The sequence below is a fragment of the Streptomyces sp. NPDC107575 genome (assembly GCF_055657265.1).
Genome location: NZ_JBVKBG010000005.1, coordinates 588,027 through 603,099, shown reverse-complemented (window position 1 = coordinate 603,099; position 15,073 = coordinate 588,027). Strand labels below are relative to the sequence as shown.

14 protein-coding genes are annotated in these 15,073 nt (G+C 71.0%); 5 read left to right on the top strand and 9 right to left on the bottom strand.

Annotation, left to right across the window (positions count from 1 at the left end):
• Positions 1-60 precede the first annotated feature (60 nt).
• Positions 61-972 carry a LysR family transcriptional regulator gene (locus tag ACZ7L4_RS27480; RefSeq protein ID WP_472106617.1) on the bottom strand — a complete coding sequence of 304 codons (912 nt, stop codon included), beginning with the start codon at positions 970-972 and terminating at the stop codon, positions 61-63.
• Between the two features lie 120 nt (positions 973-1,092).
• Between ACZ7L4_RS27480 and ACZ7L4_RS27475 the strand changes: the two genes are divergently transcribed.
• Positions 1,093-1,983, top strand: coding sequence for a carbon-nitrogen hydrolase family protein (locus tag ACZ7L4_RS27475; RefSeq protein WP_472106615.1), 891 nt, complete (start codon positions 1,093-1,095; stop codon positions 1,981-1,983).
• 36 nt (positions 1,984-2,019) lie between these two features.
• Here ACZ7L4_RS27475 and ACZ7L4_RS27470 read toward each other — a convergent pair whose 3' ends face one another.
• From ACZ7L4_RS27470 to ACZ7L4_RS27455, 4 genes are all read right to left on the bottom strand, one after another.
• Positions 2,020-3,345 carry an SLC13 family permease gene (locus ACZ7L4_RS27470; protein ID WP_472106613.1) on the bottom strand — a complete coding sequence of 442 codons (1,326 nt, stop codon included), beginning with the start codon at positions 3,343-3,345 and terminating at the stop codon, positions 2,020-2,022.
• Positions 3,342-4,181, bottom strand: coding sequence for an enoyl-CoA hydratase (locus ACZ7L4_RS27465; protein WP_472106612.1), 840 nt, complete (start codon positions 4,179-4,181; stop codon positions 3,342-3,344). The genes ACZ7L4_RS27470 and ACZ7L4_RS27465 overlap by 4 nt, the downstream gene beginning before the upstream one ends.
• Before the next feature lie 66 nt (positions 4,182-4,247).
• Positions 4,248-5,486, bottom strand: a complete 1,239-nt coding sequence (locus ACZ7L4_RS27460) for a CaiB/BaiF CoA transferase family protein (protein WP_472106610.1) — start codon at positions 5,484-5,486, stop codon at positions 4,248-4,250.
• Positions 5,487-5,619: 133 nt separating this feature from the next.
• On the bottom strand, positions 5,620-6,549 hold the full coding sequence (locus tag ACZ7L4_RS27455; protein ID WP_472106608.1) for a LysR family transcriptional regulator: 930 nt from the start codon (positions 6,547-6,549) through the stop codon (positions 5,620-5,622).
• Between the two features lie 283 nt (positions 6,550-6,832).
• On the opposite strand from ACZ7L4_RS27455, the gene ACZ7L4_RS27450 reads away from it, so the two are divergent.
• From ACZ7L4_RS27450 to ACZ7L4_RS27435, 4 genes are read left to right on the top strand one after another with little or no spacing between them, the layout of a single operon-like run.
• Complete coding sequence (locus ACZ7L4_RS27450) at positions 6,833-7,918, top strand: ABC transporter substrate-binding protein (protein WP_472106606.1); 1,086 nt, start codon at positions 6,833-6,835, stop codon at positions 7,916-7,918.
• Positions 7,915-8,772 (top strand): ABC transporter permease, encoded by an 858-nt coding sequence (locus ACZ7L4_RS27445; protein WP_472106604.1) that lies wholly within the window; start codon positions 7,915-7,917, stop codon positions 8,770-8,772. The genes ACZ7L4_RS27450 and ACZ7L4_RS27445 overlap by 4 nt, the downstream gene beginning before the upstream one ends.
• The gene (locus ACZ7L4_RS27440) at positions 8,748-9,545 is read left to right on the top strand and encodes an ABC transporter ATP-binding protein (protein WP_472106602.1); all 798 of its coding nucleotides are present in this window, start codon (positions 8,748-8,750) and stop codon (positions 9,543-9,545) included. Before ACZ7L4_RS27445 ends, ACZ7L4_RS27440 begins: the two co-directional genes overlap by 25 nt.
• Complete coding sequence (locus tag ACZ7L4_RS27435) at positions 9,542-10,663, top strand: LLM class flavin-dependent oxidoreductase (RefSeq protein WP_472106600.1); 1,122 nt, start codon at positions 9,542-9,544, stop codon at positions 10,661-10,663. Before ACZ7L4_RS27440 ends, ACZ7L4_RS27435 begins: the two co-directional genes overlap by 4 nt.
• Here the strand turns inward: ACZ7L4_RS27435 and manD are convergent.
• The 4 genes from manD to ACZ7L4_RS27415 form a co-directional block, all read right to left on the bottom strand.
• Entirely contained in the window at positions 10,626-11,822 is a 1,197-nt protein-coding gene (gene manD / locus ACZ7L4_RS27430) for a D-mannonate dehydratase ManD (RefSeq protein WP_472106598.1), read from the bottom strand. The two genes, ACZ7L4_RS27435 and manD, sit on opposite strands and share 38 nt — an antisense overlap.
• A 62-nt stretch (positions 11,823-11,884) precedes the next feature.
• On the bottom strand, positions 11,885-12,709 hold the full coding sequence (locus ACZ7L4_RS27425; RefSeq protein WP_472106596.1) for a carbohydrate ABC transporter permease: 825 nt from the start codon (positions 12,707-12,709) through the stop codon (positions 11,885-11,887).
• A complete protein-coding gene (locus tag ACZ7L4_RS27420; protein ID WP_472106595.1) occupies positions 12,706-13,671 on the bottom strand; it encodes a carbohydrate ABC transporter permease in 966 nt (321 codons plus the stop codon). The genes ACZ7L4_RS27425 and ACZ7L4_RS27420 overlap by 4 nt, the downstream gene beginning before the upstream one ends.
• Positions 13,671-14,981, bottom strand: a complete 1,311-nt coding sequence (locus tag ACZ7L4_RS27415; protein WP_472106593.1) for an ABC transporter substrate-binding protein — start codon at positions 14,979-14,981, stop codon at positions 13,671-13,673. The genes ACZ7L4_RS27420 and ACZ7L4_RS27415 overlap by 1 nt, the downstream gene beginning before the upstream one ends.
• Between the last annotated feature and the right edge of the window lie 92 nt (positions 14,982-15,073).

The following is a 15,073-nucleotide window of genomic DNA, read 5'->3' as shown; positions in this document are numbered from 1 at the left end:
AGAGGGGCGAGTCCTGTCGTAACCACAGGGTTTTCCTGTGGTGTGTCACGGCGGTCCCTCTCACAGGCCGCGTGCGACGCGGATCTCGCGCAGGGTGTCCTCGGCAATCCGGGCCAGTTCGCGGGTGGCTCGGGACAGCGGGTGTCCCCGGCGACGTACCAGCGCGATGGTGTCGTAGAGGGGGTCGGCGAAGGAGGCCGTGTGCAGCCCCGCGGGGAACGCCGGGCTGTCGACCACGGCGCGGCTGGCGATGGTGTCACCGACCCCGGTGGTCACCAACTTCAGGGCGGCTTCCACGTGTTCGAGCTCGATGAGCGGGTCGACGCGGACGCCCGCGAACTGGGCGCGCTCGGCGAGCTGCCGCCGCGTCGGGTCCTGCCAGCCGTAGTGGGCGTCGTACAGGACGAGGGGTGCCCGCGCGAAGTCCTCGATGGTGAGGGGTGTGCGCGTGCGTTCCTCGCTCGCGCTGACGTAGTACACCTCGTCGCGCAGCAGCGGTGTCACCTGGAGTTCCTCGTCGTCGATGGGCAGCACGACGAGTCCCGCCTCGATCCGTCCGGCGGCCACGGCGGCGGCGGTCTCGGCGGAGTTCTGCCCCACGAGCCGCACCCGCACCGACGGATAGCGGGCGTGGAACAGCTGCACGAGGTTGGACAGCAGGTAGTAGTCCGCGTTGCGCAGGACCCCGAAGGTGGCGGTGCCGCCGCCGAGCGAACCGAGGGAGTGCACGGCCCGGGTGCCGCTGTCGGCGGCCTCCACGGACTGCTGGGCGTACGGCAGCAGCTCCTGTCCCGCCGAGGTCAGCGCGAGGGTGCGGCTGCCGCGCACGAACAGCTCGGCGTCCAGTTCCGCCTCCAGTCGACGCACCAGTTCGGAGGCGGATGCCTGGGCGATGTCCATGGCCCGCGCCGCGGCGGTGAACGACCCGAGCCGCTCCGCTTCGACGAAGGCCCTCAGCTGGTTGAGGGTCATGCGGCCACAGGCTAGCCCTGTGCCTGCCGCAGGAAACAGGGGGGTTGTCCGATGATGTGCGGACTGATTGGCTCGTGCGGTCCCCACACACCACACGTGCCCGGAAGGTGCCACCCGCCGATGACCAGCAGTCCCCTGTCGATCTGCCTCGTCCAGTCGGCCGCGTACCAGCACGCCGCGGACGACGGCCTGGACGCGTTCGCGGCGGACGTACGCCGTGTCACCCGCGCCCACCCCGGCGTCCGGCTGCTGGCCTACCCGGAGCTGCACCTGTGCGGCCACGGTCCGGACGAGGACCCCGAGACGGTCATGACGGCGGCCGCCGAGCCGCTCGACGGCCCCCGCGGCACCCGCCTCGCCGCCCTCGCGCGCGAGACGGGTGTCTGGCTCGTGCCCGGAAGTGTCTACGAGCGCGGCGCCGACGGCCTGATCTACAACACGGCGCCGGTGTACTCGCCCGCGGGCGAGCGCGTCGCCGCGTACCGGAAGATCTTCCCCTGGCGCCCCTACGAGACCACGGCGTCCGGCACGGAGTTCGTCGTCTTCGACATGCCCGGGTACGGGCGCGTGGGCCTGTCCATCTGCTACGACGCCTGGTTCCCCGAGGTCACCCGGCACCTGGCCTGGCAGGGCGCCGACCTGGTCCTCAACCTCGTGCGCACACCGACCGTCGACCGCACCCAGGAACTCGTCCTGGCCCGCGCCAACGCCATCGTGAACCAGGTCGCCATGGCCAGCGTCAATGCCGCGCAGCCGGACGGCATCGGCCGCAGCGTCGTCGTCGACGCCGAGGGCCGGGTGCGCGCCGAGGCCGAATCCGCCACGCACCAGCTCGTCACGGACGTCCTCGACCTGCGCGAGACCCACCGCGTGCGCACGCACGGCACGGCGGGCCTGACACGGGTGTGGGACCCCTTCGCGGCCGGGCAGCCGCCCGTCGAACTTCCCTTGTACGCGGGCCGGATCGAGCCGGAGCGGTGGCGGGAGGGTCTGCCGGCGGACGAGAGGTAGAGCGGGACCGCGCGCCGCGGGCGCCGCCGTCAGGAGTCAGGCCGGTGCGACCACCACGGCGGCCCAGAGCAGCAGCGGTGCCACGCCGGCCATCGTGAGGCCGTAGGCGAGCAATCGGCGGAACAGACCGTCGCGGTCGTCGGGGGACGCGTTGGCCACGAGGAGTGCGCCGTTCGTCGACAAGGGGCTCACGTCGACGATCGTCATCGCGACGGCCAGCGCCGCGGCCACCGTTGCCGCGCTCAGGTCCGAGACCGCGAGCACCGGCAGGATGAGCGGGACGATCGCCGAGATGATCCCGGTCGACGAGGCGAACGCGGAGACGACCGCACCCACGTAGCAGGCGATGAGCACGGCGATCGTCGGCGTCGACGAGGAGGTGATGAGGTCGGCGGCGGCGTCGATCGTCCCGATCCGTTGCAGCAGGGCGATGTACGTGAAGACCCCGCAGACCAGCAGGACGACGTCCCAGGGAACCTCGCGGAGCGCGGACTTGGACACCTCGGGCTGCAGCAGCGCCAGGGCGAACGCGCAGGCGAGCGCGGTGAGTCCGATGTGCGCTTCGAAGCCGACGACCGCGACGACGAGTACGAGCAGGGCGGCCAGGGTCGCTGCGTAGCCGAACCGGTCGCGGCGGGTACCGGTCGCCGTGCGGGTCTCCTCCGCCACCAGGGTTCCGGTCGGTGTGCGGGAGGCGGCGGCCGAGGGACCTGCGGTGCCGGTCGAAGGCGGTACGGAACCCGATTCCGTGTCACCACCCGCATCCCGTGCCGGCCGGCGGGTCAGCCACACCACGAAGACGGCGAGTGCGGCCAGGGTGTTCGCGACCGCGCCGACCAGGAAGACCCGCATCGGGCTGCCGGTGATGCCGGCCTGGCCGAGCACCGAGTTCACGATCACCCCGAACACGCTGATGGGGGAGAGGACTCCGGCGCCCCAGCCGTGCACGACGAGCAGGCCCATGACGGTCGACGAGACGCGGTAGCGGGCCGCCAGGGCGAGCGCCACGGGGGCGATCATCGCGACGGCGAAGACCGAGCCGAGGGCCGCGAGCCCGCCGGTGAGCACGAACATGATCCACAGGACGACCCCGGGTCGGGCGCCCACCCGGCCGACGAGCCAGTTGATCAGGAAGTCGATCGTGCCGTTGCGCCGCGCGATCGTGAACAGGTAGGTCGTGCCGACCAGGATGACGAAGACGTCCCCGGGGAACTCGGCCAGCAGCTTTTCGGCGGGGAGACCGGCGGCCACGACGCCCACCACGAGGGTGCACACCAGCGCGAGCGCACCGAGGTTGAGGCCGAGCGTGGTCGTCAGGACGAACGCCACGACGAGCAGCGCGACGGCCAGGACATGGATCATCGCCGTGTCTCCCCGTGCTCCCCGCGCGTCTCGGTCCCTTCGGTGCCCGCGCGCTTGCGGTTCTTGAACCGGGCCATGTACTTCTGCGGCTCACCGGTCGAGAAGGCATGCCCGAAGGCCTCGACGCTCTCGGCGACGGCCTCCTCCAGCGGGCGCTCCTCCCAGGTGCGCAGCAGCCGCTTCTGCTGCCTGACGACGTCCGGGCCGAGCGCGGCCAGCGCCCGGGCAGTGCCGTCGACCGCCGCGTCCAGTTCACCGAGCGGGACCAGCTTCTGGACCAGGCCCCAGGAGTGGGCCGTGGCGGCGTCCACGTTCTCGCCGACGGTCACCAGCCAGGTGGCACGCGAGACACCGATGAGGCGGGGCAGCAGGGCGGCGTGGATGACGGAAGGGATCCCCACGTTGACCTCCGGCATGCCGAACCGGGCGCTGTCGTCGGCGATGCGCAGGTCGCAGGCGGCGGCGACCTCGAGCCCGCCGCCGAGACACCATCCGGAGAGGCGGGCGACGACGGGCGAGGGGAACGCGCGAATCGCCTCGCACAGGTCCCGAAGACCGCGGATGAAGACCTTGGCGGTGTCCGGGGTGAGTTCGGCCATCTCGTGGATGTCGGCGCCGCCGATGAACGCCTTGTCACCGGCGCCCCGGAGGATCACGACACGTACGTCGTCGCGGGCGCGCAGCGCGGTGATCGCGTCGGTGAGGTCGCGGATGGCGGGCGTCCCGAGGATGTTCAGGGACTTGGCCCCGGTGAGGGTGAGCGTGGCGACCCCGTCGTCGTCGACGTGGGTGTGCGCATGGGGAGAGGCATGGGTGTGCCGCGGGTGGGTGTTCATCGGGAGCTCCGGAGGGTGAGGGGATGAAGGGCGAAGGAGAGGGGGAAGGGCGTGGCGGCGGGGCCGTCAGGCCGGCACAGCGGCGTCGGCGACGATGCCCGTCCGGACGAGGCCGTCGGCCGCCTCCGCGGTGAGGCCGAGTTCACCGAGGATCTCGGTGGTGTGTTCGCCCTTGAGGGGTGGCGCCATGACCTCGCCGGTGGAGCCGGGGGCAAGCAGCGGGTTGCGGACCAGTGGGACGGTGCCGGCGATCGGGTGTTCGGCGGTGATCCGCAGCCCTCGGTGGCGGACCTGCGGGTCGGAGAAGACGTCGGCGAGGTCGTTGATGGGCCCCCAGGAGATCTTGGCGGCGTCGAGTTCGGCGCCCCATTCCGCACGGCTGCGGCCCGCCATCGCGTCGGAGACGAGCGGCCTGAGTGTCTGCAGGTTCTCCAGGCGTGCGCTGTTGGTGGCGTAGCGGGGGTCCCGCGCGAGGTGCGGGAGGCCGGCGAGCGCGCAGAACGTCGCGAACTGGCTGTCGTTGCCGATCGCCAGGATCACGTGCCCGTCCGCGCAGGCGAACACCTCGTACGGGGCGAGATTGGCGTGTGCGTTTCCCAGGCGCTGAGGTACGTCGCCCGACACCAGGTAGTTGGCGCCCTGGTTGGCGTTGAGCGCGACCGCGACGTCGAGGAGCGCGAGGTCGATGTGCTGGCCCTCGCCGGTGTGCGCACGCTGGAGCAGTGCGGCGAGCACGGCGGAGGTGGCGTACATGCCGGTGGCGAGGTCGACGACGGAGACACCGGCGCGCAGCGGCCCGGCCCCTGGTTCCCCGTCCGGCCGTCCGGTGTAGCTCATCATGCCGCCCATGCCCTGGAAGACGTAGTCGTAGCCGGGCCTGCCGGCCATCGGGCCCGTCGGGCCGAAGCCCGTGATGGACAGGTGGACGAGCCGGGGGTTCACGGCGCGCAGGGCGTCCGGGCCGAGGCCGTAGCGTTCCAGCGTGCCGGTCTTGTAGTTCTCGACCACGACGTCGGCGCGGGCCGCGAGGCGGCGGACGAGCTCGGCGCCCTCGGGAGCGGCGAAGTCGATCGCGATGGAGCGCTTGCCCCGGTTGCAGGCGAGGAAGTAGGCGGACAGTCCCGCCTCGTCGGCCGGGTCGCCGAGATAGGGCGGGCCCCAGCCGCGGGTGTCGTCCCCGCGGCGGGGGTGCTCGACCTTGACGACCTCGGCGCCCAGGTCGGCGAGGTTCTGGGTGCACCAGGGCCCGGCGAGAATGCGGGAGAGGTCGAGCACCTTCACCCCGCGCAGAGCCGTGTTCAGCATGTCGCCGCCCTTCGGAGAATTCGACTGGTGAACGCACCCTAGGGCGGGGGGTGTTGAGGCGGAATCGCAAAGATTCGAAGCCAGCTTTCGGCGGATTCAAAGGCGGAGCGCGGCCGTGCCGGTGCCGCGTGTGTCAATGCCGCACGAACCCGTGCCCCGACCGGCTCTCGACGGCCGCGGAATGGCAGAGGAGATGCTCGATCAGCGCGGAGGTGAACGCCGGGGGCCGCTCACCGGCGTGCGTGACGAGTCCGAGGTGGCGCACCGCCCAGGGATCCCGGAGCCGGAGGGCGACCGTTCGCCGCTCGTCGCCGGACAGTCGCAGCATGTGTGCCGGTACGAGGGCCACCCCGACGCCGGCCGCGACGAGGTCGAGGACGGCGTGGAAATGGTCCACGTGAAGGCGGACGTTCAGCTTCCGGCCGTAGCTCTTGGCGGTGTCGGCGAGAAAGGTGAAATTGCTGCTCTCCCGGCTCATGCAGACGAAGTCGCAGCCCAGTGCGTCGCCGAAGGGAATCGTGCCGCGTGCGGCGAGTTCGTGCCCGGGAGGTACCGCGAGAACGAGTTCGTCCACGGCGAAGGGCACGGAGCGGACCTGCCCGTTGTCGAACTCGCCCGCCAGGATTCCGACGCCGATCTCCCGGGCGGCGACGGCATCCAGGACGTCCCGGCTGGAACGCTCCTCGAGGTCGACGTTGACATGCGGATGGTCCAGCAGGAATTCCCCCAGCGCGGGCACGACGAAGCCGTTGAGCGCGCTGCTGTTGGCCCAGAGCCGCACATGCCCGCGCAGCCCGGACGAGAACGACTCCATGTCGTCGTTCATCCGCTCCAAGGTGTGCAGTGCCTCCCGTACGTAGTCGAGCAGGAGCGCTCCGGCCGGGGTGAGTTCCATGCCCCGGGAGTTGCGGGTGAAGAGGGTGGTGCCGAGGGCCTGCTCCAGGTTCTTCAGGCGGTAGCTGGCCGTCGAGGGAGTGATGAAGACCGCCGCTGCGCCGGCGGACAGGCTGCGCGCCTCGGCGATGGCCAGGAAGAGCCGCAGATCGGTCAGTTCGTACCGCATGGTCGCTCCCTGGAGGTGTGGAGACGGGTGCCGGTGTGCGACACGCGTATGGCCCCTTCATGAAAGGGATATTGCAGTCCTGCCCCGGGCGCCGCACGCCCTTGACCCGCCTCCGACGCCCTGGCTAGCTTCGGCGGCATGCCCGACGACCAGCGGTATCACAAGCGCCGAGCCATCGATCTGATGCGCGTCGCCACCGCCGTCTGTAGCTGAGCCGCGCCTCCCGTTCGACGCCGCCCCTCCTCGCTGCGAAGGGCTGCCCCTCCTCCCTGTGAAGGCACGAATGAAGCCCCGTCTCCGCATACCCATGTCCGGATTCCGGAGCGCCGCGGTCGTCGGCGCGCTCGCCGCGGCCCTGCTGCTCACCTCCTGCGCGAACAACTCGACCACGACGAACGGCAGTCGGAACGTCGCGTCGAAGAAGATCCCCGCCAAGGTGTCGTCGGACACCACGCTCACCGTCGGCGCCCCGACCCTCAAGGTCGCCCTCGAACTGTCCGGCCAGATCGACAAGCTGCCCTTCAAGGTGAAGTGGGCCAACATCAGCGGCGGCCCGCAGTGCTCCGAGGCCTTCCGCGCCGACGCCCTCGACATCTGCTCCGCCGCCGAGATCCCCTCCATCAACGCACACTGGACCGGACTCGACACCAAACTCGTCGGCGCCGAGTTCCGCAAGGACCCGATCGCCGACCCCATCTACGAGCTGGGCATCGCGCCGGGCGCCGGAATCAAGAAGCTCGCCGACCTGCGCGGCAAGAAGATCGCCTACAGCCCCGGCCAGGCGCAGGGCGCGCTCGTGCTGCGCATCCTGAAGAAGGCCGGGCTCACCAAGCAGGACGTGAAGCTCGTCGAGCTGGCCAGCACCGGTGATGTGTATCCCACGGCCCTCGGCAATCACCAGGTCGACGCCGCGCCCATCGCGGGTGTCAACATCAAGCGGTACCTCACGAAGTACGGGAAGGACGGTGCCACCACCGTCCGGCACGGTCTGCGGGACGACCCCGGGCACCTGTGGGCGCTGACCGACGCGGTCGCCGACCCGCAGAAGTCCGCTGCCGTCAAGGAACTCATCCGCTTCTGGGCACGCGCCGAGGTCTGGATCGACGCACACCCCAAGGAGTGGATCGAGGGGTACTACGTCAAGGACCAGGGGCTCAGCCGTGCGGACGGCGAGTACCTCGTCGAGCACGCGGGTCACCCCGTCTTCCCGGCCGACTGGAGCGGGGCGATCGAGCGGCAGCAGAAGACCGTCGACCTGCTCGCGAAGGAACAGAAGCACCAGCGCTTCGACGTGGAGATCCTCTTCGACCGTCGCTACGAGCGGGTCGCCGCGGACGCGGTGGCCGGTGGAGGAGGTGAACAGGCATGAGTACAACGGCTGTTGAGCACAGGGTCGAGGAGGCCTCGGCCGCACCGGGAGACCGTCCGGCGTCCGCGTCCCGCCCCCGCCGGCGACTCGCCCCCGGACGGCCCGTCCCTTACGGCTGGGTGCTCGGCCCGCTCCTGCTGCTCGGCGCGTGGGCGGCCGGCTCGGCCGCAGGCCTGATCGACCCCCGCAACCTGCCCGCCCCGTGGGTCATCGCGAGCACCGCGGGCGACCTCGTCGCCGACGGCAGGCTCCAGTCGAACCTCGCCATCTCCGCCCAACGCGCTCTGCTGGGCCTGGTGTTCGGGGTCCTTGCCGGGCTCGCCCTCGCGCTCGTGTCGGGGCTGAGCCGGATCGGCGAAGGAATCGTCGACGGGCCCGTGCAGATCAAACGGTCGATCCCGTCGCTCGCGCTCATTCCGCTGCTGGTCCTGTGGTTCGGGATCGGCGAGTCGATGAAGGTCGTCACCATCGCGCTCGGTGTGTTCGTGCCGATCTACATCCACACCCACAACGGGCTCCGCGGTATCGACAGCCGCTACGTCGAACTCGCCGAGACGGTCCGCCTGGGGCGTGCCCGGTTCGTACGGCACGTCGTGCTGCCGGGTGCGCTGCCCGGATTTCTGCTCGGACTGCGGTTCGCGGTGACCGGGGCGTGGCTCGCCCTCGTCGTGGTCGAACAGGTCAATGCCACCAGCGGCATCGGCTACATGATGGAGCTGGCACGGACGTACGGACAGACCGATGTGATCCTCGTCGGGCTCGTCGTGTACGGAGTGCTCGGCCTCGTCTCTGACGCCCTGGTACGGCTCGTGGAGAGGAAGGCGCTGACATGGCGACGCACCTTGGCCGGCTGAACCCCGTACGGCACCACGGTGCACTGCTCACCGACGCCGTACGCATCGAAGGACTCGTCCGCACCCTCGGCGGCCGCGACGTGCTGAACGGACTGCAACTCTCCATCGCCGAAGGCGAGTTCGTCGCCCTGCTGGGCCGCAGCGGCTCCGGCAAGAGCACGCTGCTGCGGGCCCTGGCCCGGCTCGATCACGATGTGCCGGGCGGGGGCGAGCTGCACGCGCCGGACAACGTGTCCGTGGTGTTCCAGGACGCCCGGCTGCTGCCCTGGAGGCGGCTCCTCGACAACGTGGTGCTCGGGCTCGACGGTCCCGACGCGCAGGAGCGCGGGCGCACCGCCCTCGCCGAGGTCGGCCTCGAAGGACGCGAGCGGGCGTGGCCCGTCGAGCTGTCCGGCGGCGAGCAGCAGCGTGTCTCGCTGGCCCGCTCCCTGGTGCGCGAGCCCCAACTCCTGCTCGCCGACGAACCGTTCGGCGCGCTCGACGCCCTGACCCGGATCCGGATGCACGGACTGCTCAGGCGGCTGTGCGAACGGCACCGGCCCGCCGTGCTCCTGGTCACCCATGACGTCGACGAGGCCATCGCCCTCGCCGACCGGGTCGTCCTCCTGGAGGAGGGCCGGATCGCCCTCGACCTCCCCGTACGTCTCCCGGTGTCCCGCCGGCGCGACGACCCCGAGGCCGCGGCCCTGCGCGGGCGGCTCCTGCGGCAGCTCGGCGTCGAGGCGGAACAGGCGCAGGACGGAACGGCCGGCGAGGAGCGGGAGGCGCTGTGACGGCGAGCGAGGAATTCCTCTGGTACATCCCCAACACCGTCGAACCGGGCCACCGCGGCGATGACACCAGGGCGGGCTGGGGCTCGATCGAGTTCTCCACCCGGCTCGCCCGCACCGCCGAGGAGCACGGCTGGGGCGGCGCCCTGCTGGGCACCGGATGGGGGCGGCCCGACACCTTCACCGTGGCGACGGCACTCGCCGCACGGACCACCACGTTCAAGCCGCTGATCGCGATCCGGCCCGGCTACTGGCGGCCGGCCAACTTCGCGAGCGCGGCGGCCACCCTGGACCAGCTCAGCCAGGGACGGGTGCTCGTCAACATCGTCAGCGGCCTGGACAGCCCGGCCGCGTACGGTGACACCAACGTCGACCCCGCCGCTCGGTACGCACGCACCCGGGAGTTCCTGCACCTGGTGCGGCGGCTGTGGACGCAAGAGGGTGTCACCTTCGAGGGCGAGCACTTCCAGGTCCGCGACTCCACGGTCTCTCCCCGCCCGTACGAGGTGCCGGGCCGCCCGCACCCGAGGCTGTACTTCGGCGGTGCCTCGGAGGCCGCGGAGCGGGTCGCGGCGGCGGAGGCCGATGTCCAGCTGTTCTGGGGCGAGCCGCTCGACGGGATCGCCGAACGCATCGACCGGCTGCGGAAGTTGAGCGAGTCGGAGGGGCGCGTCCACGCCCCGCTGGAGTTCGGCCTGCGCATCACCACGGTCGTCCGGGACACCAGCGATGAGGCGTGGGAGGCGGCCGAGCGCAAGGTCGCGAAGATGGCCGAACGCGCCGGTGACACCACTTGGCCCGGCAACCGCCGCACCGCCGTCGGCCAGCGCCGACTCCTCGACCTGGCCGCACGCGGCGAGGTACTGGACCGCTGCCTGTACACCACGCCGGGCCGCTTCGGCGGCGGGGGAGCGGCCACGACGTGGCTGGTCGGCTCACCGGACGAGGTCGCGGCGGCGCTGCACGACTACCGCCGCCTCGGCATCTCCCACTTCGTCCTGTCGGACACCCCGTACCGGGAGGAGACGGTCCGGGTGGGCGACCAACTGCTGCCCAGGGTGAGGCAGTTGGCCGCAGAGGGTGTCACCAGTCGTGCAGCGAACCGTCCTGGAGGCGGTTGACCGGCAGATAGGCCTGCTCGTACGGATGCCGGGCGGCCAGGGCCTCGTCCAGTTCGACGCCGAGGCCCGGCTGCTCGCCGGGGTGGAGGTGACCGTCGGTGAACGTGTAGGCGTGGCGGAAGACCTCGCCGGTGAGGGCCGTGTGCCCCGAGTACTCCTGGATGCCGAAGTTGTGCACGGCGAGGTCCAGGTGCAGCGCGGCCGCCAGGCCGACGGGGGAGACGTCCTCGGGGCCGTGCGTGGCGGTGCGGATCTGGTAGAGCGCGGCGAGGTCGAAGAGCTTCTTCAGAGGGGTGATGCCGCCGAAGTGGGTGACCGCCGAGCGGACGTAGTCGATGAGCCGCTCCGTGATGAGGGTCTGGTAGTCGTGCACCGAGTTGAAGACCTCGCCGACGGCCAGGGGCGTGGTGGTGGCCGCGCGGACCTGCCGGAACGCCTCCTGGTTCTCCGCCGGGGTGCAGTCCTCCAGCCAGAACGGGCGGTACGGCTCCAGGTCGCGGCCGAGCCGTGCCGCCTGGGTCGGGGTGAGGCGGTGATGGGCGTCGTGCAGCAGGGGCAGCTCGGGGCCGAACTCCTCGCGCACGGCCTCGAAGACGGTCGGCAGGTGGCGCAGATAGGCCTCGGTGTCCCAGTCCTCCACCAGCGGACGCTGCTGCTGGTGGGCGACGCCCGCGTGCACCCCGTAGACGGCCTTGAGGCCGGGGACGCCGGTCTGGATGCGCACGGCCTGGTAGCCCTCGTCGAGGCGGGCGCGCACCGAGTCCATCAGTTCGGGAACGGTGGCGCCGTTCGCGTGGCCGTAGGCCCGGATGCGGTCCCGGCTCGCCCCGCCGAGGAGTTGGTACAGCGGCATGCCCGCGGCCTTGGCCTTGATGTCCCACAGGGCGGTGTCCACGGCGGCGACGGCGGCCATGGTGACCGGGCCGCGCCGCCAGTAGGCGCCGCGGTACAGGTACTGCCAGGTGTCCTCGATGCGGTGCGGGTCGAGCCCGTGGAGGAGCGGCGCGACGTGGTCCTCCAGGTAGCTGACGACGGCCAGTTCACGCCCGTTGAGGGTCGCGTCGCCCAGGCCGGTGAGGCCGTCGTCGGTGGTGAGCTTGAGGGTGACGAAGTTGCGTCCGGGGGAGGTGACGACGACCTTCGCTTCTACGATCTTCATGGGTCACTTTCTGTGGAACGTACGGGAGGCGGGTCCGGGAGGACGGGACGTAGGGGGGTGCCTCAGCCCTTGGCCGCGCCCGAAGTGAGCCCGGCCACCAGGTACTTCTGGCCGAACAGCGCCGCGATCAACACGGGGACGGTGATGAGGGTGGCGGCCGCCATCAGGCCGCCCCAGTCGGTCGAGGCGTAGGACATGAACTGGAAGAGCGTCACCGGGACCGTCTGCGTGCTGTCGTCGGCGAAGACCAGGGCGAACATGAAGTTGTTCCAGCTGAAGACGAACGCGAGCAGGCAGGCCGTGGCCGTTCCGGGCGCGGCGAGCGGCAGGGTGATGCGCCGGAACGCGCCGAAGGCGGACAGCCCGTCGGTGCGGGCGGCCTCCTCCAGTTCGACGGGGAGCCCGGCGAAGAAGCTGATCATGATCCAGAGGATGAGCGGCACCGAGACGAACATGTGGCTGAGGATCAGGACCGTGTAGGACCCGACCAGGCCCAGTTGGGCGAAGAGGTAGTACCAGGGCACCAGGAGCGAGATGGCGGGCACGATGCGGGCCACCAGAATCAGCGAACCCGTGCGGTGCATCCCGAACCGGCCCACCGCCCACGCGGCGGGCACCGCGATCACCGCGGACAGCACCGTCGACACCGCACCGACCAGCAGCGAGTTGCCCATGGAGCGCAGGATCGGGCCCTCGGTGAGCACCGTGCGGATGTTCTCGAACGTCGGGTGGAACCACAGGCCCACCGACGGGTCGGTCACCTGCACGTTCGTCTTGAACGCGGCGGCGAACATCCACACCATCGGCAGCGCGAAGACCAGCATCACGCACACGATCGCGGCGGCGCGCAGCCACCCCAGCCAGGCCTTGCTCCGCGGGGCGCTCATGCGTCCTTCCTTCCGCTGCTTGCGGTACGCCGCCGCAGTGCCACCACGACGCCGACGATCACGAGGGTGAACAGGACGAGGAGAGCGGCGGCGAGGCCGTACTCCTGGTAGTCGAAGGTGAGGCCGTAGGCGTAGACGTTGAGGGTCTCCACCTCGAAGTCGGCACCGCCGCCCGGCCCCTTGGTGGCGTACAGCAGGTCGAAGGTCTTCAGCGCGTCCACCGCGCGCAGCACGAGTGCGGTGCCGAGCGCGGGGGCGAGCATGGGCAGGATCACGTAACGGAAGCGCTGCCAGGGCCCCGCGCCGTCCACGAGCGCCGCCTCCTCCGGTTCCTCGGGGAGGGTGGTCAGGCCCGCGAGCAGCAGCAGGGCCATCATCGGCGTCCACTGCCACACGTCGATCAGCATGAGCGTGGGCAGTGACTGGCCGACCGAGCCGAGGAACTCCATGCGGGGCAGGCCCAGGTCGGACAGCAGGTGGTTGGCGATGCCGTTGGTGGGGTCCAGGATCAGCAGCCACAGGATGCCGATGGCGACCGGTGTCGTGAGCAGCGGAATGATCAGGACGGTGCGGACCCAGCGGATGCCGCGGAACGGCTTGCGCAGCAGCATCGCCACGGCGAGGCCGAGCACCGTCTCCAACACCACGGCGCCGACCGTGAATTCGAGCGTGCGCCAGGCGGCGGGCCAGAAGCGCCGGGTGTCGGTGAGCAGGTCCGCGAAGTTGCGCAGACCCACGTGGCTCGACCCGGCGTTCACCGCACCGAACGCGTCGGTGAGGGAGAGATTGATCGTGTACGCCAGCGGAAACACGATCATGAGGCCGACGAAGAGCAGCGCCGGGGTCAGCATCGTCCACTTCAGGCGCCGGTTGGCCGACTCGAAGGAGCGCGGCGGCCGCCCGCCACGGCCCGGCTCGGTCGGCTGCTTCCGTGTGCGGCCGGGTATCTGGAGGGTCGCCATCACGACTCCTTGTGCCGGTTGTCACGGACGAGGAACTCGCCGAACTCGGCGTCGGCGTCGCGGGCCACCGGGCCCACGTCCTGGCCGAGGATCCCGGCCACCAGGGGGCGGCCGACGATGTCCCTGGCCCGGCCCACCTGCAGGACCTGGGGCCGGTCGTGTCCCAGGCCGTGCGCGGCGTTGGTGCGCATCGCGGCGGCCAGGTCGTCGGGGAAGGCGGCCAGGGTGCGGGCGTCCTCCCACGCCGAGCGGCGGGCGCCGGGGATGCCGGCCGCCTGCAGGGTGCGCGACATTCGCGCTCCCGCCGCCCAGCGGATGAACCGCCACGCGTCGTCCTGCAGCCGGGAGAAGCGGTTGATGCCGAGGCTCCATGAGGGGATGTTGTGCGGCTTCGCACCGGCCGGCCCCGCCGGGAACGGGGCGAAGCCCACGTGCTTGCGCACGGTCGACACCTTCGGGTCCAGGAACCCGCTGTACACGGCGTCCGCCTCCACGCAGAACGCGGCCTTGCCCTGGGCGAAGATGGGGGTGACCTGCTCCAGGCTCATGTTGGTGGCACCGGGCGGGCCCGCCCGGTGCAGCAGCTTGCCGTAGTAGCGGTAGGCGGCGAGCGCCTGCGGGCTGCCGATGCCGGAGCGTCCGTCGACGGTGAAGTCCCCGCCGTGCGAGTACAGGAAGCTGGACCACTGGGAGACCGCGCCGTTGCGCTGGCCGCGCCCGGCGTAACCGTAGAACTGCTTGTCCCGGTCGGTGAGTTCGAGCGCCTGCCGCATCAGGTGGTCGAGCGTGCGGGGCGGGTCGGCGAGGTCCTTGCGGTAGTAGAGCACCGGCCGCTCCGTGACGACCGGCACGCTCAGGATGCGGCCGCCGGTCGACGAGGCACGGCGCGGTGCCGGCTGGAAGTCCTGCCAGTCGAAGCCGCTGTCGCCGTGGATGCGGTCGCCGAGATCGGTGAGCCAGCCGTTGTGCGCGAAGACCAGCTGGTCCTGGAGGGCGCGGACCATCATCACGTCCACGTCCGTGCCGGACGCGTTGAGCTTCACGTTGTAGCTGCTGGTGAGCTGGTCGGCGGTGAGCAGGGTGATGCTGACCTTGCGGCCGATCTGCTCCTCGAACTCCTCGATCCGGTGGCCGATGGCCTGCGACCAGACGTGGTTGATCGCCATGATGCGCAGTGGTGTGTTCGCCGAGGGCGGCCCGCCGGAGCGCCCGCAGGCGCTGAGCGCCCCGGCGGCGCCGGCCCCGGCCGCGAGGCGGACGAAGCCGCGCCGGCTCACCCCGCGTCGGCCCATCTTGTCCAGGAGGGACATCGTCGTCTCGTTCCTCTGAAGTCCGGTCAGTCCGGTCCAACTGGTAGGACCAGTTGGGATGCGGGTGGACGTTAACAGCCCCCGGGGTCGGT